This is a genomic window from Streptomyces sp. CB02009 (genome assembly GCF_001905825.1).
GTDB lineage: Bacteria > Actinomycetota > Actinomycetes > Streptomycetales > Streptomycetaceae > Streptomyces.
Window position 1 is genome coordinate 655,923 of the sequence record NZ_LIVV01000001.1, and the last position, 19,826, is coordinate 675,748.

At 73.3% G+C, this 19,826-nt stretch carries 14 protein-coding genes; 9 read left to right on the forward strand and 5 right to left on the reverse strand.

Translation table 11 applies throughout. The annotated features are described in order from the left end of the window. Positions 1–4: 4 nt before the first annotated feature. Positions 5–2,542 (reverse strand): FHA domain-containing protein, encoded by a 2,538-nt coding sequence (locus AMK27_RS02950; protein WP_073902430.1) that lies wholly within the window; start codon positions 2,540–2,542, stop codon positions 5–7. A 103-nt stretch (positions 2,543–2,645) separates the two neighbouring features. On the opposite strand from AMK27_RS02950, the gene AMK27_RS02955 reads away from it, so the two are divergent. Continuing rightward, the gene (locus AMK27_RS02955; protein WP_073902431.1) at positions 2,646–3,314 is read left to right on the forward strand and encodes a TetR/AcrR family transcriptional regulator; all 669 of its coding nucleotides are present in this window, start codon (positions 2,646–2,648) and stop codon (positions 3,312–3,314) included. Here AMK27_RS02955 and AMK27_RS02960 read toward each other — a convergent pair. Further along, entirely contained in the window at positions 3,278–4,084 is an 807-nt protein-coding gene (locus tag AMK27_RS02960; RefSeq protein ID WP_073902432.1) for a class II aldolase/adducin family protein, read from the reverse strand. The genes AMK27_RS02955 and AMK27_RS02960 overlap by 37 nt on opposite strands. Before the next feature lie 244 nt (positions 4,085–4,328). Here AMK27_RS02960 and AMK27_RS02965 point away from each other — a divergent pair, with 244 nt between their 5' ends. Together AMK27_RS02965 and AMK27_RS02970 are read left to right on the forward strand one after the other, a co-directional pair. Continuing rightward, positions 4,329–4,994 carry a ThuA domain-containing protein gene (locus AMK27_RS02965; protein WP_073902433.1) on the forward strand — a complete coding sequence of 222 codons (666 nt, stop codon included), beginning with the start codon at positions 4,329–4,331 and terminating at the stop codon, positions 4,992–4,994. A 160-nt stretch (positions 4,995–5,154) separates the two neighbouring features. Then, positions 5,155–6,552: an NADP-dependent succinic semialdehyde dehydrogenase gene (locus AMK27_RS02970; protein ID WP_073902434.1), complete on the forward strand. Its 1,398-nt coding sequence runs from the start codon at positions 5,155–5,157 to the stop codon at positions 6,550–6,552. Between the two features lie 43 nt (positions 6,553–6,595). Here AMK27_RS02970 and AMK27_RS02975 read toward each other — a convergent pair whose 3' ends face one another. After that, positions 6,596–7,621 (reverse strand): PHP domain-containing protein, encoded by a 1,026-nt coding sequence (locus tag AMK27_RS02975; RefSeq protein ID WP_073902435.1) that lies wholly within the window; start codon positions 7,619–7,621, stop codon positions 6,596–6,598. Positions 7,622–7,654: 33 nt separating this feature from the next. Next, positions 7,655–9,736 (reverse strand): SpoIIE family protein phosphatase, encoded by a 2,082-nt coding sequence (locus tag AMK27_RS02980; RefSeq protein WP_073902436.1) that lies wholly within the window; start codon positions 9,734–9,736, stop codon positions 7,655–7,657. 282 nt (positions 9,737–10,018) lie between these two features. Between AMK27_RS02980 and AMK27_RS02985 the strand changes: the two genes are divergently transcribed. The 5 genes from AMK27_RS02985 (at position 10,019) to AMK27_RS03005 (ending at position 17,874) form a co-directional block, all read left to right on the forward strand. Beyond that, positions 10,019–13,453, forward strand: coding sequence for a BTAD domain-containing putative transcriptional regulator (locus AMK27_RS02985; RefSeq protein ID WP_073902437.1), 3,435 nt, complete (start codon positions 10,019–10,021; stop codon positions 13,451–13,453). Positions 13,454–13,728: 275 nt separating this feature from the next. After that, entirely contained in the window at positions 13,729–13,929 is a 201-nt protein-coding gene (locus AMK27_RS02990; RefSeq protein WP_073902438.1) for a hypothetical protein, read from the forward strand. Between the two features lie 218 nt (positions 13,930–14,147). Next, positions 14,148–15,338 carry an acyl-CoA dehydrogenase family protein gene (locus AMK27_RS02995; RefSeq protein ID WP_073902439.1) on the forward strand — a complete coding sequence of 397 codons (1,191 nt, stop codon included), beginning with the start codon at positions 14,148–14,150 and terminating at the stop codon, positions 15,336–15,338. Between the two features lie 233 nt (positions 15,339–15,571). Next, positions 15,572–16,219, forward strand: a complete 648-nt coding sequence (locus tag AMK27_RS44300; RefSeq protein WP_079188162.1) for a DUF485 domain-containing protein — start codon at positions 15,572–15,574, stop codon at positions 16,217–16,219. Next, complete coding sequence (locus AMK27_RS03005) at positions 16,216–17,874, forward strand: sodium/solute symporter (RefSeq protein ID WP_073902441.1); 1,659 nt, start codon at positions 16,216–16,218, stop codon at positions 17,872–17,874. The genes AMK27_RS44300 and AMK27_RS03005 overlap by 4 nt, the downstream gene beginning before the upstream one ends. Here the strand turns inward: AMK27_RS03005 and ppnP are convergent. Then, a complete protein-coding gene (gene ppnP / locus AMK27_RS03010) occupies positions 17,853–18,134 on the reverse strand; it encodes a pyrimidine/purine nucleoside phosphorylase (RefSeq protein WP_073902442.1) in 282 nt (93 codons plus the stop codon). The two genes, AMK27_RS03005 and ppnP, sit on opposite strands and share 22 nt — an antisense overlap. Positions 18,135–18,364: 230 nt before the next feature. On the opposite strand from ppnP, the gene AMK27_RS03015 reads away from it, so the two are divergent. After that, positions 18,365–19,735: an FAD-binding oxidoreductase gene (locus AMK27_RS03015; protein ID WP_073902443.1), complete on the forward strand. Its 1,371-nt coding sequence runs from the start codon at positions 18,365–18,367 to the stop codon at positions 19,733–19,735. The last annotated feature ends 91 nt before the right edge of the window (positions 19,736–19,826 follow it).

Consider the following 19,826-nt stretch of genomic DNA (forward strand, 5'->3'; position numbering starts at 1 on the left):
GGGCCTACCTCCGCATGACGACCGGCTCGTGGCGGCGCAGCAGCCGCGCCACGACCAGGCCGATGACGAGACAGAGCACCACCATCATGCCCATGTCGAAGAGCCAGGCCGCCGCCGTGTGGTCCATCAGCGGATCCGCCGTCTTGTCGCTCGGCGAGACCGCTCCGATGTCCACCGTGGCGCCCATCGCCGCGAACGCCCACCGCGACGGCACCAGCCAGGCCAGCTGCTCGAGGACGGGCGTCCCCCGTACGGTCAGGAGCGCCCCGCAGAACACCACCTGCACGATCGCGAGGAGGACGAGCAGCGGCATCGTCACCTCCTCCTTGCGGACCAGGGCGGAGACGAGCAGACCGAGCATCATCGCCGTGAACGAGAGCAGCGCGACGGCGAGGGTGATCTCCACGAGCGGTGGCATGAGGACACCCTTGCCGCCGGGCACGTTCAGCGGGACCCCGATCAGGGCCACCAAGGTCAGGACGACCGCCTGGACGACCGTGATCGTGCCGAGCACGACCACCTTCGAGGCCAGGTACGCCGAGCGGGACAGGCCGACGGCTCTCTCGCGCCGGTAGATCGTGCGTTCCTTGACGAGTTCGCGGACGGCGTTCGCCGCGCCGGTGAGGACACCGCCCACACAGAGGATGAGCAGGACGTTCAGCGTCGACTCCTGGTTGAAGCCGCCCTCGGACAGTGCCCTGGCCATCGCCCCCATCACGAACGGCAACGCGATCATGATGGCGAGGAAGGTGCGGTCGGCGGAGAGCGCCGCGGTGTACCGGCGCACGAGCGTCCGCAGCTGGGAGCCCCAGCTCTGCGCCTTCGGCGGCGGAGCCGGTTCCCGCTCCACCGGGGCGGCCCCCGGAACGGGGACGTTCGGGCGGGCCGTCGCCTCGTCGACGTAGCGGCGCTGGAAGCGGGAGGACCGGTACAGGCCGGCCCAGTCGCGGTCCCGGTCGTTCTCGAACGCCTCGAAGGCCTCCGGCCACTCGTCGAAACCGAAGAAGCCGAGGGAGTCCGCGGGCGGCCCGTAGTAGGCGACCCGGCCGCCCGGCGCCAGGACGAGCAGCCGGTCGCACACATCCAGGCTGAGCACGCTGTGCGTGACGACGACGACCGTCCTGCCGTCGTCCGCGAGCCCGCGCAGCATGTGCATCACGGACCGGTCCATGCCCGGGTCGAGACCGGACGTCGGCTCGTCGAGGAAGAGCAGAGACGGCTTGGTGAGCAGTTCGAGCGCGACGCTCACCCGCTTGCGCTGGCCGCCGGAGAGGCTGTGGATCGGCTGCTGCGCGCGCTCCACGAGCCCCAGCTCCTGGATGACCTCGTCCACCCGCGCCCGCCGCTCGTCCGGATCGGTGTCCTCGGGGAAGCGCAGCTCGGCGGCGTAGCCGAGGGCCCGGCGCACGCTCAGCTGGAGGTGCAGGATGTCGTCCTGCGGGACGAGACCGATGCGCTGCCGCAGCTCGGCGTAGTCCCGGTACAGGTCGCGGCCGTCGTAGAGCACCGTGCCCCGGTCGGCGGGGCGCTGACCGGTGAGCGCGCCGAGGAGGGTCGACTTGCCAGCGCCGGACGGCCCGACGACCCCGAGCAGGCACCTCTCGCCCACGGGGAACGACACCTCGTCGAGGAGGGTCTTGCGCCCGTGGTCGACGGTGACGGCGAGCGACTGGACGTCGAGGGAGACCTCACCGGTGTCGGTGAACTCGACGAGCTGGCCGCCGATGAGGCAGAACGCGCAGTGGCCGACGCCGACGATGTCGTCCGGCGTCACGCGGGCGTCGGCGACGGGGGCGCCGTTGAGGTAGGTGCCGTTGTGGCTGCCCAGGTCATGGATCCAGTAGGTGCCGTCGGGGTGGGCGCGCAGCTCGGCGTGGTGCCGGGAGACGACCAGGTCGGGGACGACGACGTCGTTGTCCGGGGAACGGCCGATCCGGATGCTGTGCGCGGGCAGCGGCCGCACGGACGTCGGCTGCCGGAAGGTGCCGGTGGCGGCGGGGTGCGAGACGGCGGAGGGCCGGGGCGGGGGCGTGTTCCGCGGGGTGGCGGGGTCGGAGGGCACGGCGGAGTACGGCGCGGGGGCGGGCTCCGCCTCCGGCCGCACCGGCGGACGAGTCTCCGGCTGTGCTTCCGGCTGTACGGGTGGCTGTGCCTCCGGCTCCGCTGCGGGCCGCATCGGTGGCTGGGCCGACGGCATCGCCTCCGGGGCGGCCGGGGCCGCACCCGACGACAGCACCGCGCGCGGTCCGTCCTCCGGATGGCCGAACCGCACGACCGTCCCGGGACCCACCTCCCGTGGCCCGTCCACCCGCAGACCGTCCGTGAAGGTGCCGTTCGTACTGCTCTCGTCCGCCAGCGTCCAGTGGCCGGCGGGCGCGCTCAGCACCGCGTGGTGCCAGGACGCGCGCGCGTCCGCGAGCACGATGTCACTGGTGGGGTCACGCCCGATGCGATAGACACGGCCCGGAATCATCCGGGTCGCGTCCCCGTCGATCTCGAGGACCAGATCGGGCGCCGCGGGCACGACGGGCCGCTCTCCCATGCGTGAATTTTATCCGCCGGTGGTCATCCCTGCCCGGGATGAGACCGCCGGTAGGGTGGTCGTCCGCCGCGGGAAGCGGCCCAGGACGAAGGAGGAGGCACCCGTGCCGAAAGGTGTCACCAGGCGGCGGCCCCGTACCCGCGCGGCGCTGCTGAAGGCCGCCCTGGAGACCTTCGCGGAGCACGGCTTCCACGCGACGACCATCGAGCAGATCTGCGAGCGCGCCGGATACACGCGGGGCGCGTACTACTCGAACTTCGCCAGCAAGGAAGAGCTCTTCCTCGCCCTCTTCGACGAGCACAGCGACCGGACCGTGCGACGGCTCGCCGAGTCGATCGACGCGCTCACCGCGGAGGAGTACACCCTGACCCGGCTCGCGGAACTCGCCGCCCGGGTCGAACCGGACGAGCGGGACTGGTACCTCGTCACCACCGAGTTCACCCTGCACGCCATCCGCGACCCGCAGGCCGCCTGGGTGCTCGCGCGCCACGACGCGCGACTGCGGACCGAGATCGCCCGCGGGCTCACCCTCGTCCTGCGCCGTGCCGGGCGCGAACTGACCGTGGACGCCGACCGGTTCGCACGCCTCCTCATCGCCCTGCGCGAGGGCGGACTCGCGCAGAGCTACGTGGAGCCGGCGGAGCTGCCGCCGGGCAGCCTGGAGCGCCAGTTCCTCGCCCCGCTCCTGGAGGCGTCGACGCGGGAGATTCCCGGCGCCGGTGCCGAGGGCGAGGGTCAGTCGAAGAGGTCCGGGTCGGATGCCGTGATCTGATCCCACAGCGGGCGCGCCTGGAACCAGCCGGCCAGATGCCCGCCGATCTGCCCGCGCGTGAGCAGGGCCGTCTCCCGGTCGATGTGCTGCGGGGTGCCCGCCGCCATCGCGAGGAGCTGCGCCTGGCAGGACCGCTCCATGGTGACGAACCACCACACGGCCTCGGCCACGGACTGACCGACGGTCAGCAGCCCGTGGTTCTTGAGGATGACCGCCTTGTGGTCGCCGAGCGCCTTGGCGACCCGCTCGCCCTCCTCGGTCTCGTTGACGACGCCCCGGTAGTCGTCGTAGATCCCGTGGTCCTCGAAGAAGGCGCAGGCGTCCTGGGTGATCGGGTCGAGCGGGATGCCCAGGCTGGAGAAGGCCTTGCCGTACAGGGAGTGCGAGTGCGCGGCGGCGATCGCGTCGGGCCGGGCGGCGTGGACCCGCGAGTGGATGACGAACGCGGCCCGGTTCACGGGCCTGCGCCCCTCCAGCACGGTCCCCTCGTGGTCCACCAGGATCAGGTCGGAGGCCTTGATCTGACCGAAGCTCATGCCGAAGGGGTTGACCCAGAAGGCGTTCGGGTCGCCGGGGTCGCGGACGGTGATGTGCCCGGCGACCCCCTCGGAGAAGCCGAACCTCCCGAAGATGCGGAAACCGGCGGCGAGTTGCTCCTTGCGGTACCAGCGCTCCTCCTCGACGGAGTCGAAGACGGGCGGCAGCGGAAGGACGACCCCTTCGGGCAACGGCCCGACGGCGGCGGCGAGCGCGGGCGGCACGGTGCTCATGACGGCTCCTCGGAGAGCGGGTGAGGCAGGGCGCGCCAAAAGATACAGAGGTGTATCCGATACGACAACGGATCAGCCATGGCGAGGAGCAGGCACGCGGAGGGCCGAGGGTTGCGGCCCGGGGTTTTCGATCGCTACGGTCGACCTGCTCAGAAAGCGCTTACCGAAGTGCTTACCGAAGTGCTTACCCAAGCGCTCTCCGAAGCTCTCTCCGCCACCCCGTCCCCGTCCCCTGGAGCCCCACGTGCCCACCCCGGACGTCCTGATCTACACCCGCACGACGGGCTACCGCCACGACTCGATCCCCGACGGGGCCGCCGCGCTCACGGAGCTGGCTCACGAGCTCGGGTGGAAGGCCGAGGCGACCGAGGACCCGGACGCGTTCACGCCCGGGCGTCTGGCCCGGTGCGCCGTCGTCGTCCTGCTGTCCACGACCGGGAACGTCCTGAGCCCGGAGGGACGCGTCGCCCTGGAGGCGTACCTCAGGGGCGGCGGCGCCCTCCTCGCCGTCCACGCGGCGGCCAACGCCGAGCCCGACTGGCCCTTCTACGGCGAGCTCCTCGGCACCCGCTTCGACGGCCACCCCGAGATACAGCCGGGCATCGTCCTCGTCGACGACCGCGAGCACCCCGCGACGGCGCAACTGCCGGCCCGCTGGGACTGGACCGACGAGTGGTACAACTTCACGTCCGACCCGCGGGACGCGGGGTCCGGGGTGCGGGTCCTCGCGCGGGCCGACGAGGCCTCGTACCGGGGCGGCACCCACGGTGACGACCACCCGCTGGTCTGGTGCCGGGAGATCGACGGCGGGCGGGTGTTCTTCACCGCGCTCGGTCACGCCCCGGAGACGTACCGCGACCCCGTCTTCCGCGCCCACCTCGCGGGAGCCCTGAACTGGCTCACCGCCTGAGAATCGCCGTCGGCCGTGTTTCCCGAGGTTTCCCGAGCTTTCCCCAGGTTTCCCGAGGTCGCCGCCCCTTTCGGGTCACCCCACCGCGCCGCCCCTGTTGCGCCGAGCCCCGCTTAGCGGAAGCGTGCAGACGGGGGCCGATGTCAGGAGGAGACCCGTCATGGGCATCGCCACCGTGAACCCCGCGACCGGTGAGACGCTGCGCGTCTACGAGGCCCATGGGCCCGAGGAGGTCGAGCGGCGGATCGCCGCCGCTCACGATGCGTACCGCCAGTACCGCACCACCTCCTTCGCCGAACGCGCCCGCCTGCTGCGCGTCGCCGCCGGTCTCCTCGACGAGGACACCGAGGACATCGCGCACACCATGACCGTCGAGATGGGCAAGCCCGTCGCCGCAGCCCGCGCGGAGGCCGCCAAGTGCGCCAAGGCGATGCGCTGGTACGCCCGCAACGCCGAGCAGCTGCTCGCCGACGAGCACCCGGCGGAGAGCGACGTCCAGGACTCCGGAGCCGACATCGCGCGCGTGCACTACCGGCCCCTCGGCCCCGTCCTCGCCGTCATGCCGTGGAACTTCCCGCTCTGGCAGGTGATCCGCTTCGCCGCGCCCGCGCTCATGGCGGGCAACACCGGACTCCTCAAGCACGCCTCCAACGTGCCGCAGACCGCGCTCTACCTCGGTGACCTCTTCCGCCGCGCCGGATTCCCCGAGGGCTGCTTCCAGACCCTGCTCATCGGCTCCCGCGACGTCGAGCGCGTCCTGCGGGACCCCCGGGTCGTCGCCGCCACCCTCACCGGCAGCGAGCCCGCGGGCCGGGCCGTCGCCTCCGTCGCGGGCGACGAGGTCAAGAAGACCGTCCTGGAACTCGGCGGCAGCGACCCGTTCATCGTCATGCCCTCGGCCGACATCGTCGGGGCGGTGAAGACGGCCGTCACCGCCCGCGTGCAGAACAACGGGCAGTCCTGCATCGCCGCCAAGCGGTTCATCGTCCACCAGGACGTGTACGACGACTTCTCCGAGCGCTTCACCGCCGCCATGAACGCCCTCACCGTCGGCGACCCCCTCGACGAGTCCACCGACGTCGGCCCCCTCGCCACCGAACAGGGCCGCACCGACCTGGAGGAGCTCGTCGACGACGCCGTACGGCGGGGCGCCACCGCCCTGTGCGGCGGACACCGGCCGGAGGAGCCGGCCCTCGCGAACGGCTGGTACTACCGCCCCACCGTCCTCACCGGCATCACCCCGGAGATGCGGATCCACCAGGAGGAGGCCTTCGGGCCGGTCGCCACGGTGTACGCGGTCCGTGACATCGAGGAGGCCGTGACCCTCGCCAACGACTCCCCGTTCGGCCTCAGTTCCAACGTCTGGACCCGCTCCGCCGAGGACGTCGCCTTCTTCGTGCGCGACCTGGAGGCCGGCGGCGTGTTCGTCAACGGCATGACGGCCTCGCACCCCGCCCTCCCCTTCGGCGGGATCAAGCGCTCCGGTTACGGTCGTGAGCTCTCCGGCCACGGCATCCGCGAGTTCTGCAACGCGACGACGGTCTGGCAGCGCGCCTGACCGCCGGCGGGCCTGCCGCCCACCTCAGGCCCGGGTCCCCCCCTCAGGCCCGGGTCCACTCCGACAACCGCTCCGCCGACCAGGTGTTGATCACCCGGTCCTCCGGCACCCCGCACTCCTCCGCCCGCGCGCACCCGAGGATCTGCCACTCCAGCTGGCCCGGCGCGTGCGCGTCCGTGTCCACCGCGACGTACGCGCCTGCCGCCACGGCGAGCCGCAGCAGCCGCCGCGGCGGGTCGAGCCGCTCCGGGCGGCTGTTGATCTCGACCGCGGTCCCGGACTCGGCGCACGCGGCGAACACCCGCTCCGCGTCGAACTCCGACTCCGGCCGCAGCCGCCCCCCGGCCACCAGCCGGCCCGTGCAGTGCCCGAGCACGTCCATCAGCGGGTTGCGCACGGCCCGTTCCAGTCGGCGGGTCATCGCCTTCCCGTCCATCCGGAGCTTCGAGTGGACCGAACCGACCACCAGGTCGAGACGGTCGAGCAGCTCGGGCTCCTGGTCCAGCGAACCGTCGTCCAGGATGTCGCACTCGATCCCGGTCAGCAGACGGAACGGCGCCCACTCCTCGTTCAGCCGCGCCACCACGTCCAGTTGCTCCAGGAGCCGCTCGGCCGACAGTCCCCGCGCCACCGTGAGCCGGGGCGAGTGGTCGGTGAGCACGGCCCACTCATGGCCGAGCCCCGCCGCCGCACGGCCCATGTCCTCGATCGTCGCGCCGCCGTCGGACCAGTCCGAGTGGAGATGGCAGTCGCCCCGCAGGGCCGCCCGCAACGCCTCGCCCCCGTGCGTCGGCCCGGCGGTCCGCAGGGACTCCTCCAACTCCGCCTCCAGCCGCGCCAGATACTCCGGGACCTGCCCGTCCAGCGCCTCGCGCACCACCGCCGCAGTCTTCGGCCCGAGGCCCTTCACGGACTCGAGGGTGCCCGCCGCCGCCCGCGCGGCCGGTTCGCCGTCCGGCAGTGCGGAGACCGCGGCGGCGGCCGTACGGAAGGCCCGGGCCCGGTACCCCGGAGCCTGGGCGCGCTCCAGGAGGAACGCGATCCGGTTCAGGGCGGCCACAGGGTCCATGACGTCGCTCCTCGCCTCTCCGGGTGTTCTTCCTCAGACGCCGTTCACGGCGTCCGCCGGCACCTCCGCCGGACCGATCTCGCACCACACGGCCTTGCCCTCGCCGCGCGGCTCGACGCCCCACCGCGACGCCAGCGCGTCCAGCAGCAGCAGTCCGCGCCCCGAGGTCGCGGCCTCGCCCGGGGTACGCCGCCGGGGCCAGGCGCTCGACCGGTCCTGCACCGACAGCCGTACCCGCCGCACCGGTTCGGGCAGCACCTCCAGGGTGAGCACCGCACCGCCCTCGGTGTGCAGCAGGACATTGACGAGCAGCTCGCCCGTCAGCAGCTCGGCGTCGTCCGCCAGTTCCGTCATGCCCCAGTCGCGCAGCGCCTGCCCCACGGCCGCACGCGCGTCCGACAGGCCCTGCGGGTCCGCCTGGTGGATGTACTGATGGATGCGCGGCGCCCGGGGCGTGCCCGGGTCCGGGCTGCGCCGCAGCACCAGGAGCGCCACGTCGTCGCCCGAGCCCCAGCGCTCCCACAGCCGCTCGGAGAGGTGGTCGGCGAGCGCCTCCGCCTGCGGCGGGCCGCTGCTGATGGCACCCGAGAGCGCGACGAGACCGGTCTCGATGTCCGACCCGGGCTGCTCGACGAGCCCGTCCGTGCACAGCACCAGCGTCTCTCCGGGGACGAGGTCCAGCCGTGTCTCCGGGAACTCCTCCTCGCCGAACACCGTCGCGAGCCCCAGCGGCAGCCCGCCCCGCAGCTTGGGCTGCCCGACCCGGCCGTCGGTGTGCCGGATCAGCGGCCCCAGATGCCCGGCCCGTACCGCCCGCAGGGTGCCGCTGCCCAGATCCACCTGGGCGTACGTGCAGGTGGCGAAGCGGTTGGTGTCCAGCTCGGCCAGGAAGCGGGAGGCGCGGGCCAGCACCGTCGACGGGGCGTGGCCCTCCCCGGCGTACGCGCGCAGGGCGATGCGCAGCTGTCCCATGATGGCGGCGGCATGGGTGTCGTGGCCCTGGACGTCGCCCACGACGATCCCGACCCGCCCGCGGGGCAGCGGGATCACGTCGTACCAGTCGCCGCCGACCTGCCGTCCGCTCCAGGCGGCGTGGTAGCGCACGGCGATCTCGCCGCCGGTGATCCGCGGGATCCGGCGCGGCAGCATCGTCGCCTGGAGCCCGGTCGCGAGCTCCCGCTCCTCGTCGAAGAGGATCGCCCGCTGGAGGGACTGGGCGACGATCGCCGCGAGCCCGAGGGCCAGGTTGCGCTCGTCGGCGTTGAACGACGTGCGGCCCCGGTAGAACAGCGCCATGCCGCCCAGTGACCGCGCCTGCGCCACCAGCGGCAGATAGCAGGCCGCCCGGAAGTCCAGCCGTGCCAGGTAGGGGGCCAGCTCGGGGAAGTCCCGCCCGAGCGAGGGGAACGAGGAGACGAACCGGGGCCGACCGCTCAGCACCGCCTCGGCGAGCGGCATGCCCCGGTCGAGCCGCCGGACCCGGAAGCCGTCGAGCACGTCGAGGGTTTCGCCGCTGAGCGCGATGATGTTGAGCGAGCCGTTCTCGACGAGACCGAGCGCCAGGCCGTCCGCGCCGAGCCTGGCGAGCCCGCCGGGGCCGGTCAGCGCGGCCGTCACGTCGTCCACGGTCACCGCGCGCGAGAGCGCGGCCGTCGTCCGTTCGACGATGTTCGTCTGGACCTCGCGGCGCTTCTCCAGCTCCTGGACGAACGCGAAGCGCGTGACCTCCGCGGTCGTGTCCCGCACGACCCCGACGATCCGCCGCGCCCGCCCGTCCGGCGAGCGCAGGATCCGCGCCTGGACATGCGTCCAGTGGGGTGGTCCGTCGGCCTGCGGGATGGGGAAGTGCGCGGTGTACGACACCTCGCCGCTCCTGACCGCCTCCCGTACGACCGCCTCCAGCTTCGTCCGCTCCTCGGGGTCGAGGCGGGCGATCAGCGTCACCGGGCGGCCGTCGAAGGCGTCCGGGGCCACCCCGAAGACCAGCAGCCCGGACGTGTCGACATCGATGGTGCCCGTGTCGAGATCCCAGTCGAAGCTGCCGTTCCGGTTCATGGCGAGCCACTCGGCGGGCCCGATCTCGCCACTGCGCGTACGCCGGTCTTCATCGGTCATCCTCCCCATTGTCGAACCCGCACCCCTCCGACGCCATGGCGATGACACGGCGTGGCGCGAGTTCGCCTCGGCGGGGGAGCGACACGGGTGCGGCAGGGAGGCGGGGAAGGGTGAGCGGCCAGACGGCCAGACGGCCAGACGGCCAGACGGACCGACGGACCGACCGACCGACGGACGGCCGGGCGGGCGAGAGCGAGGTGCCGGGCCTTCGGCGGGTCGGCCGCCGCGGCGCCGCGGCGAAATGCCGACGGGCCCCGGCGCGCGCCGGGGCAGAATGGGCCGGTGCTGCCGCCCTACCGTGTTCTCGGTCCGTGCCAGGCCCTCCGTACCGACGACGGGACGGAGGCCGTCCTCAGCGGTGCCAGGCTCCGCGCCCTGCTCACCGCCCTCGCGGCGGCCGGCGGCCGACCCGTGGGCACCCACGCGCTGATCGACCAGGTGTGGGGCGAAGCCGACCGTGCCGAGGACCCGGACCAGGACCGTACGGCGGCGCTCCAGGCCCTCGTCGGCCGTCTCCGCCGGGCCCTGGGCCGGGAGGCCGTCGTCTCCGCGCCCGGAGGCGGCTACCGGCTCGCCGCGACCCCCGACGCCGTCGACCTCCACCGCTTCGAACGGCTCGCCGCCGAAGGCTCCGCCGCGCTCGGCGCGGGGGACCCCGCCCGGGCCGCCGGCCTCCTCGACGAGGCCCTGGGGCTCTGGCGGGGCCCCGCCCTCGCGGACCTGCCCGGCCGGGACACCGACCCCCTCGTCGTCCGGGTCGAGCAGCGGCACACCCAGGCGCGACGCGACCGGCTCGCCGCCGACCTTGCTCTGGGACGGGCCACGGAGATCCTCGCGCCGCTCGCCGCCCTGGCGGCCGGAGAGCCGCTCGACGAACCCCTCCAGGCCCTGCGGATCCGGGCCCTGCGGGCGGCCGGGCGGTCCGCCGAGGCCCTGGCCGGGTACGAGGAGGTCCGCGCGGCCCTCGCGGGCCGGCTGGGGACGGACCCGGGACCCGAACTGCGTGCCCTCCACGCCGAACTCCTGACGGACACCGCGCCCGCGCCCGCGCCTGCGCCTGCGCTGCTCGCGGCTGCGCCGCCCGCGCCGACCGGAAGGGGACGGGCGGTCGGCCTTCCCGCCCGGCTGACCTCGTTCATCGGCCGGGAGGACGACCTGGGCGCGCTCGCCGCGGACTGGGGTGCCCGGCGGCTCGTCACGCTCACCGGGCCGGGCGGCGTCGGCAAGACACGGCTCGCCCTCGAAGCCGCCGAGACGTACCGGGACGGCCCCGTCCACCTCGCCGAACTCGCCTCCGTACGCGAGGAGTCCACGGTCCTCGCGGCCGTCCTCAGCGCGGTGGGCGCGCGCGAGACGCACGTCTGGCACCGCGCGGCGGTCGCCGCGACGGACCCGGAGGACCCCTTCGCCGAGCTCGTCGAACACTGCGCCGGGCGGCGCATGCTGCTCGTCCTCGACAACTGCGAGCACGTGGTCGCCGCTGCGGCGGAACTCGCGCACGTGCTGCTCACCCGCTGCCCGGACGTCACGGTGCTCGCGACGAGCCGGGAGCCGTTGGGGGTGCCGGGGGAGGTGGTGCGGCCCCTGGGTCCCTTGCCGACGGGGACGGCGCTGCGGCTGCTCGGCGAGCGCGGTGCGGCGGCGCGCGCCGGGTTCGCGGTGGCGGAGGACCGGGAGGCGGCGGAGGAGGTGTGCCGGCGCCTTGACGGTCTGCCGCTGGCGATCGAACTGGCGGCGGCGCGGTTGCGGCTGCTGTCGGTGCGTCAGATCGCGGAGCGGCTGGACGACCGGTTCCGGCTGCTGACGTCGGGGGCGCGGACGGTGCTGCCGCGGCAGCAGACGCTGCGGGCGGTGGTCGACTGGTCGTGGGACCTCCTCGATCAGCCGGAGCGGGCGGTGCTGCGGCGGCTCGCGGTGTTCTCGGGAGGAGCGGATCTCGCGGCGGCGGAGGCGGTGTGCGCGGACGGAGCGGATCCGGCGACGGCGTGCGCGGTGGACGGCGGCGCGGTGGACGGCGGCGCGGTGGAGGCGGTGTGCACCGGCGGCGGCGCCCCTGAGGTGCTGGATCTGCTGGGTGCGCTGGTCGACAAGTCGCTGGTGGTGGCCGGTCCCGGCCGGGACGGCGAGGGGATGCGGTTCCGGCTCCTGGAGACGGTGGCGGAGTACGCGGGGGAGCGCCTCGACGAGTCGGGGGAGCGGCCCGCTGCCGAGCGGCGCCATCTCACGTACTACCGGGAGCTGGCCCGTACCGCCGACCCCGAACTGCGAGGCTCAGGACAGGTCGCCGCCACCGCCCTCCTGGAGCGCGAGCACGACAATCTGCGCGGGGCGCTGCGGACGGCCGTCGCGCTCGGCGAGGAGCAGGAGGTGCTCTGCCTCGTCCACTCCCTCAGCTGGTTCTGGCAACTGCGCCACCACCAGGTCGACGCCCGCACATGGGCCGTGGAGGCCGGCCGGCTCGGCCCCGACCCGTTCCAGGAGCCCGTCCGCCCGGCCGAGCCGTTCGACGGCCGGTGCACGGACGTCCCGCCCCCGTGGCACGGCGAGCGACTCGTCGAGGCCCGGCGCGGCGGCCGGCTCTACGCGCTCGCGACCCAGGGCGGCCGGGGCGCCACCTCGTTCGAGCACCCCGAGACCCGCGCCAGGCTCGCCGCTCTGGTCTCCGCGTACCGCCCCGGCCTGCCGCAGACCTGCCGCCAGCCGGCCGTGATGTGGTACTTCGCCCGCCTCATGACGGGCGAGTTCGCGAGCCTCGGCGACACCCTGACGGCCATCGTCGACGCCTGCCGCGACCACGCCCCCGGCTGGGACCTGGCCTTCGCCCTGCTCATGAGGGCCAAGCTCGTCGTCCACGGCCCCCACGACGCGACCGAGGCGCTCGCCCTCTTCGAGGCAGCCGGGGACTCCTGGGGCATCGCCGAATCGCTCGCCGCCCGGGGCGAGGCCCGCGAGCGCTCGGGCCGGCTCGGCGAGGCGGCCGCCGACTTCGAGCGGGCCGCGGACGCCGCCGCCCACGTCGGCGCGCGCTCCCAGGTGCCGCTCTACACCGCGCGCCTCGCGGCCGTACGGCTCCGGCTCCACCCGGAGGGGGATCCGGCGGCCGAAAAGCTCCTGGTCGAAGCCGCCGACGCGGCGGGGGAATGGGGCGCCGAGGTCGCCGGCTCCGCACGACTGTTGCTCACCCAGCACTACGGCCACACCGGGCGCACCGGTCTCGCCCGGGCCCAGCTCACCCGGCTGGAGGTCGAGTTCGGAGACGTGACCCCGGGCCTCTTCTGGGGTCTCGCCGGAGGGGCGTGGGCCTGGCTCGACTGCCTCGACGGCGCCTACGACCGGGCCGTGGAGCGGCTGGCGCGCGCCGTCGCGGAGGTGGAGACCCTCGCCCACCTGGTCGCCCCGTACCTGCTCGTCACCCAGTTCGCCACGGCAGCGTGGGCGCTCGGCGGGCGCGCCGGGCCGGGCGACGCCGAGACCGGGGCGCGGCTCCTCGGCGCGTTCGACGCCCAGGCCGGGTCCGGAACCGACGGCGGCTTCCGGCCCTTCACGCCCGAGACGGAGGCGCTGATCAGGGCGCGAGCCGAGGAGACCCTCCGGGCGGCGCTCACCCCGGAGGCGTACGGCCGCCTTCACGGGGAGGGGACGGGGCTCGCGGCCCGCACGGCCGCGGAGCTCGTCCGGAACGCGGGGGCGGCCCCGGACGCACGGACCATCGGCTGAGCGGCGCCGCCGTGACACTCGGCGTAGCCACGGCCCCGACCGCCCCGACCGCCCCGACCGCCCCGACCGCCCCGACCGCACCGTCGCGCGGTCCCGCACCGACCGGCCGGCCTTCGGGCGGCCCCCTCCTCCGCGCCGGGCGCCGGTCGGCGGCCCCCGTGCGGAGGACGGAGCCGGCCGTCGCGGGCCGCCGGTGTCCGTCGGTCGCTCCCGGATGCGGACCCGGTGGCCGGACACGAGAATGGCGAGTGCCGGACGAACACGTAGGAGGCGGCATGAACGCTGAGCCCGACAAGACGTCCCAGGGGGACTTCCCGACGCCCGACCGGCTGCTGCATTCCGGGTCGGAGGGCGAGTTCACGGCCGAGGACCTGGTCCTCGCGTCCGGCCGTGACGTGTCTCCGAAGACCCTCGCCTGGGCGGAACGCCGTATGGCGGAGAAGGGTCGCGCCTCCATGGACGAGCTGCTGCCGTAGGCCGCCCCGGCCCTGACTCGCGGTACCTCTCGACAACCTCTCGGCCCCGGTTCGCCAGCTGCGAACCGGGGCCGAGGGGCGTCCGGAGCCGCCCCGAGGCTTCCCCATTTGTGAAACACGTTCTACCGTGGCCGCCGTCGCGCGTCGCACCGCCCACGTGACGCCGAGGACCCCGCAGCAACGCCGCCGCAGGACAGCCGCCACGGGAGGCCCGCCCCATGCACCTCGCATACACGCCCGCTCAGAACAGCCTGCGCGCCGAGCTGCGCGCCTACTTCGCCGAGCTGGTCCCCGAGGACGTCCACACCCGCTACGCGGACCCGGCGGCGCAGAAGCGCTTCTACCGGGAGACCGTGCGCCGGCTCGGCGCCGACGGCTGGCTCGGGGTCGGCTGGCCGACCGAGTACGGCGGGCGGGGGCTGACCCCGATGGAGCAGTTCATCTTCTTCGACGAGGCCGCGCAGGCGGGCGTCCCCCTGCCGCTCATGGCGCTGAACACCGTCGGACCGACGATCATGGGCTTCGGCACCGACGAGCAGAAGGCGTACTTCCTGCCGCGGATCCTCTCCGGCGAGCTCGACTTCGCCATCGGCTACAGCGAGCCCGACGCGGGCACCGACCTCGCCGCCCTCAAGACCAGGGCGGTCCGCGAGGGGGACGAGGCCACCGGTACGTACACGGTCGACGGGCAGAAGATCTGGACCACCAACGGCGACACCGCCGACTGGGTCTGGCTCGCGGTCCGCACCGACCCGGACGCGCCGCCGCACAAGGGCATCACGATGCTGCTCGTCCCGACCTCCGACCCCGGCTACTCCTGCACGATCATCAACACCCTCGCCTCGCACGACACCACCGCCAGCTACTACGACAACATCAAGGTGCCCGCCTCGCGCCGGGTCGGAGAGGAGAACAAGGGCTGGCGGCTCATCACCAACCAGCTCAACCACGAGCGCGTCACGCTCGCCGCCCACGGCACGATGGCGATCCGCGCACTCCACGACGTCCAGCACTGGGCCGCCGCCACGCCGCTCGCCGACGGCCGGCGCGTCATCGACCTGCCCTGGGTGCGCCGCACCCTGGCCCGCACCCACGCCCGGCTCGACGCGATGAAGCTCCTCAACTGGCAGATGGTGAACGCCGTCCAGAACGGCACCCTCACCCCCCAGGACGCCTCCGCCGTGAAGGTCTACGGCTCCGAGGCCCGCCGCGACGCCTATGCGGCCCTCATGGAGGTCGTCGGCGCGGCGGGCGCCCTCAAGGAGGGGTCGGCGGGCGCGGTCCTCCACGGCGAACTGGAACGCGGCTACCGCTCGGCCGTCATCTTCACCTTCGGCGGCGGCAACAACGAGATCCAGCGCGAGATCATCTCGTGGATCGGCCTGGGCATGCCCCGCGTCCGCCGGTAGCACCAAGACAGGTGGCGCCGTGACCGGTCACTCAGGCCCGAGACCCGCCCGTGACCTGCGGAAAGATCCACGACGGAGGTTTCTGCCGGTTTCGTCGGCACGCGCACAGGATCGTCACCGAACCGACATACCGAGCGGTCGGAATCCCCTTACGCGAGAGCTATACCCATGAGTAACGTTCGCGGACCACCGGCGCCACCCCCCGTCCCCCGGGGCGGCAAGGAGCAAGATCGATGTCGTACCACCAGCCTTTCCCCGGCCCACCGCCCGTACCCCAGCACCGGAACGCCGGGCGGCACCGCCAGGAGGCGGCGTCCCCGCCCCGGGTGGGCGGGCCGCCGCCCTGGGACACCGACCCCCAGGCGGCCTGGGACCAGTCCCCGCGAGCGTGGGAGTCCGCGCAGCAGGCCGGGAACGTCGCACAGCCCTGGGACGCGCCCGCCCAGCAGCCCTGGGACCCGTCCGCCCAGCAGTACGCGTCCCCGCCGGAGCGGCAACCGCAACCGCCCGTCGCCGCCGGCGGGCGTGACGACCTGCACCGGCTCGGATCGGCCTACCGCAGGCTCCGCCGCGTCGCCACCTTCACCGCGCTCGGCTACTTCGTCGTCTTCCTCTTCCTGTCCGGCTACGCCCCCTCGATGATGACCGGCAGCATCACCGGTGGTCTCACCACCGGTCTGGTCCTGGGACTCCTCCAGCTGCCCGTGGCCCTGGCCGCGATCGCGCTGTACGAGCGGATCGCCCGCAAGCGCGTGGACCCGCTCGCCGCAGCGATCCGCGAACGCGCCGAGCAGGCGGCCGCGGCGGCCGCGCCCCGACCGGAACGCCAGAGCCGCTCCGGACGCCCCGTGTGGCAGTCCGCCGGAGGTGGGCGCGCATGACCGGCTTCAGCTCCGAGGCCCAGACCATGTCGCTGATCGCGTTCATCGCGGTCATCACCGTCACGCTGCTGCTGTGCGTGATGACCGGCCCCGACCGTGACGACCTGGGCGACTTCTACACCGGCTACCGCTCGCTCTCCCCCGTGCAGAGCGGCCTCGCGATCGCCGGCGACTACATCTCCGCCGGCACCGTGCTCGGCACCATCGGCATCATCGCGCTCGTCGGCTACGACGGCGTCACGCTCGCCCTGAGCACGGTGCTCTCGCTGGTCCTGATGATGTTCCTGCTCGCCGAACCGCTGCGAAACGCCGGACGGTTCACGATCGGCGACGTCCTCACCCGGCGCCTGCCCGGCCCCGCCGTGCGGATCGTCACGGCCGCGGTCACCCTGACCGCCCTGCTGCCACTGGTGATCTTCCAGCTCGCGGGCGCGGGCGATCTCCTCTCCGTCGTCCTCGGCTTCGAATCCGACGGCTTCAAGACCGGGGCGATCGTGTTCCTGGGCCTGCTGATGATCGCGTACGCGGCGATCGGCGGCATGAAGGGCACCGCCTTCATCCAGATCGTCAAGACCGTCGCCCTGCTCGGCGCGTCCCTCGCGATCGCCGTGCTCATCCTCCACCGCTTCGACTTCAGCCTGCCCTCCCTGCTGGACGCCGCCCAGCGCGGCAGCGGGGCGGGAGACGCCTATCTCGCCTCGGGTCTGCAGTTCGGCGGCAATCAACTCGACATGATCAGCACGCAGTTGACGGTCGTGCTCGGCGCGGCGGTGCTGCCGCACATCACCATGCGCATGTTCACCGCCCGCAGCGCGACAGCCGTACGGCGCTCGATGTCCTGGGCCGTGTCGACCGTCGTCGTGACCTGCCTGCTGATCACCGTCATCGGCTTCGGCGCGGCGGCGATCGTCGGCCGCCAGGGGATCGTCACCGGCGACCCGCAGGGCAAGACGGCGTTCCTCATGGTCAGCCAGGCCATCATGGGGACGGACCAGACGACCGTCGAGACGCTGCTGTTCACGGCCGTGGCGACAGCCGTCTTCCTCACCCTGCTGGCCTCGGTCGCCGGCATCACCCTCGCCTGCGCCAACACCCTGGCGCACGACCTCGTCACGCACGGGCTGCGCCGAAAGGCGCGACTGAAGGGCTCCACGGAGATGGCGATCGCCCGGATCGCCGCGGCGGGCGTCGGGCTCGTGTCGATCGCGATCGCCGCCGGCGCACGGCACCTGAACCTCCAGGCACTGCTCACCCTGTCGTTCTGCATCGGCGCGTCCGCGGTCGCACCGGCCCTCGTCTACAGCCTCTTCTGGCGCCGCTACTCCCGAACGGGACTGCTCTGCACCCTCATCGTGGGCAGCGTCTCCGCGTTCGTGCTCATGACCGGCAGCAACCTGGTGTCAGGATCGCCCCAGTCGATCTTCCCGGACCAGGACTTCAACTGGTTCCCGTTCACCACGTCGGGCATCCTCTCGGCCCCGCTGGGCTTCCTCGCGGGCTGGCTCGGCACGGTGCTCCGCGAACGGGACCCGGCCGGCCAGCGCCTGCGGTACGAAGCGGTGGAGGAGACGATCCTGGCGGGCACCCCCGCGGCGGACAGCGCCTCCGCGTCCCGCCGGACGTCCGAGCAGGGTCAGCGGTACTCGCAGAGGTAGGCGGTCTCCACCGCGACCCGCAGCTGGAACCTGCTGTCGCCGGGGACCTCGAACCGGTCCCCGGCGGCGAAGGTCTCCCACTCCTCCGCGCCGGGCAGCCGCACCGTCAGGGCACCGCTGACCACATGCATGATCTCCGCGGCGGCGGTCCCGAACTCGTACTCCCCGGGAGCCATGACGCCGATGGTGGCAGGGCCCCCCTCCTGCGTGAACGCGATCGACTTGACCGTGCCGTCGAAGTACTCGTTGACCGTAAACATGGGCATCCTCAGGCGAATCAGGTGAATCGGGTGAGTGGGAGGGGTGGCGGGCAACGTGTACCGGCCACGCGTAGGGGCACCCTAAGGGCGCGGCCGAGACCGGCACATCCCCGACCGACCCGGTCTCACGTACTGGACGGAGCGGACCCGTGCCGACGGTGCCGGGCCTCCGGTTGAGGCCCGGCACCATCGGCGTAGCGTGGAAATGATTCGAACGAGGAGCGGTGGCCATGGGCAAGCTCTCGAACGACCAGCTGCGCGAACGGGTACGCGGAACGGTCGTCACGGCCGAAGACGACGCCTTCGACGAGGCGCGCACGGTGCACAACGCCATGATCGACAGACGGCCCGCCGTCATCGTGCGCTGCGTCAACGCGGGCGACGTCATGGCCGCGGTCGACTTCGCGCGGGAGAACGGGCTCGATCTGGCGGTCCGGGGCGGCGCGCACAGCGTCCCCGGCTTCGGGACCTGCGACGGCGGCGTCGTGGCCGATCTCTCCGGGATGCGAGGCGTCCGCGTGGACCCCGTGGGGCGGACCGCCCGCGCCGAGGGCGGGGCGACCTGGGGCGACTTCAACGCGGCCACCTACCCCTTCGGCCTCGCCACCACCGGCGGGATCATCTCCACCACCGGCGTCGGCGGGCTCACCCTCGGCGGCGGCATCGGCTATCTGGCCCGAGGGCTCGGCCTGAGCTGCGACAACCTCGTCTCGGCCGACGTGGTGACCGCGGACGGCCGGCTCGTCGTCGCCGACGAGGAGCAGAACGCCGACCTGTTCTGGGCCCTGCGCGGAGGCGGCGGCAACTTCGGCGCCGTGACCTCGTTCGAGTACCGGCTCGCCCCCGTCAAGGACATCTACGGCGGACCGATGCTCTTCGAACTGGAGGACGCGTCCACCGTCGTCCGCTCCTTCGCCGAGTACATCGCCGACGCCCCGGAGCAACTGGGCGGCTTCCCCGCCTTCCAGATCGCCCCGCCGCTCCCCTTCATCCCGGAGGACCGGCACGGCGACACCTTCGCCCTGGTCGTGGCGTGCTGGGCCGGACCGCTCGACGAGGGCGAGAACGCCCTGCGGCCCCTCCACGACTTCGCGCCGGTGGTCGCCGAGCACGTCGGGCCCATGCCGTACCCGGCACTGAACAGCGCCTTCGACGCCCTCGTGCCGCCCGGCCTCCAGCACTACTGGAAGGCCAACTTCGTGACCGAGCTGACCGACGCCGCGATCGCGGCGCACGTCGAGCACGCCCCGGGGCTGCCCGCCGTGAACTCGACGGTCCACATCTACCCGATCAACGGCGCCTGCCACCGCGTCGCCCCCGACGCGACGGCCTTCGCCTACCGGGACGCCTCGTTCGCCACCGTCATCGCCGGCATGTGGCCCGACGCCTCCGCCAACGACGCCAACATCGGCTGGGTCCGCGACTACTACGAGGCCACCGCGCCGCACTCCGAGGAGGGCGGCTACATCAACTTCATGGCCGACGACGACCGGGGCCGGATCAGAGCCAACTACGGGGCGAACTACGAGCGCCTCGTCGAGGTCAAGCGGACGTACGACCCGGACAACCTGTTCCACCTGAACCAGAACATCGAGCCCTGAGGCCGGCATCGGTGATCCCGCACCGGCGCTCCCGCACCGGCGATCCCGGGACCGCGCTCCCCGGACGTCCGCCCGCCCCTCGTGCACGACC

What these genes read in the sequence shown, in the direction of transcription:
- AMK27_RS02950 (WP_073902430.1), bottom strand. Translation starts at nt 2,542, where the DNA reads ATGGGAGAGCGGCCCGTCGTGCCCGCGGCGCCCGATCTGGTCCTCGAG.
- AMK27_RS02960 (WP_073902432.1), bottom strand. Translation starts at nt 4,084, where the DNA reads ATGAGCACCGTGCCGCCCGCGCTCGCCGCCGCCGTCGGGCCGTTGCCC.
- AMK27_RS02970 (WP_073902434.1), top strand. Translation starts at nt 5,155, where the DNA reads ATGGGCATCGCCACCGTGAACCCCGCGACCGGTGAGACGCTGCGCGTC.
- AMK27_RS02975 (WP_073902435.1), bottom strand. Translation starts at nt 7,621, where the DNA reads ATGGACCCTGTGGCCGCCCTGAACCGGATCGCGTTCCTCCTGGAGCGC.
- AMK27_RS02980 (WP_073902436.1), bottom strand. Translation starts at nt 9,736, where the DNA reads ATGACCGATGAAGACCGGCGTACGCGCAGTGGCGAGATCGGGCCCGCC.
- AMK27_RS02990 (WP_073902438.1), top strand. Translation starts at nt 13,729, where the DNA reads ATGAACGCTGAGCCCGACAAGACGTCCCAGGGGGACTTCCCGACGCCC.
- AMK27_RS02995 (WP_073902439.1), top strand. Translation starts at nt 14,148, where the DNA reads ATGCACCTCGCATACACGCCCGCTCAGAACAGCCTGCGCGCCGAGCTG.
- AMK27_RS44300 (WP_079188162.1), top strand. Translation starts at nt 15,572, where the DNA reads ATGTCGTACCACCAGCCTTTCCCCGGCCCACCGCCCGTACCCCAGCAC.
- AMK27_RS03005 (WP_073902441.1), top strand. Translation starts at nt 16,216, where the DNA reads ATGACCGGCTTCAGCTCCGAGGCCCAGACCATGTCGCTGATCGCGTTC.
- ppnP (WP_073902442.1), bottom strand. Translation starts at nt 18,134, where the DNA reads ATGTTTACGGTCAACGAGTACTTCGACGGCACGGTCAAGTCGATCGCG.
- AMK27_RS03015 (WP_073902443.1), top strand. Translation starts at nt 18,365, where the DNA reads ATGGGCAAGCTCTCGAACGACCAGCTGCGCGAACGGGTACGCGGAACG.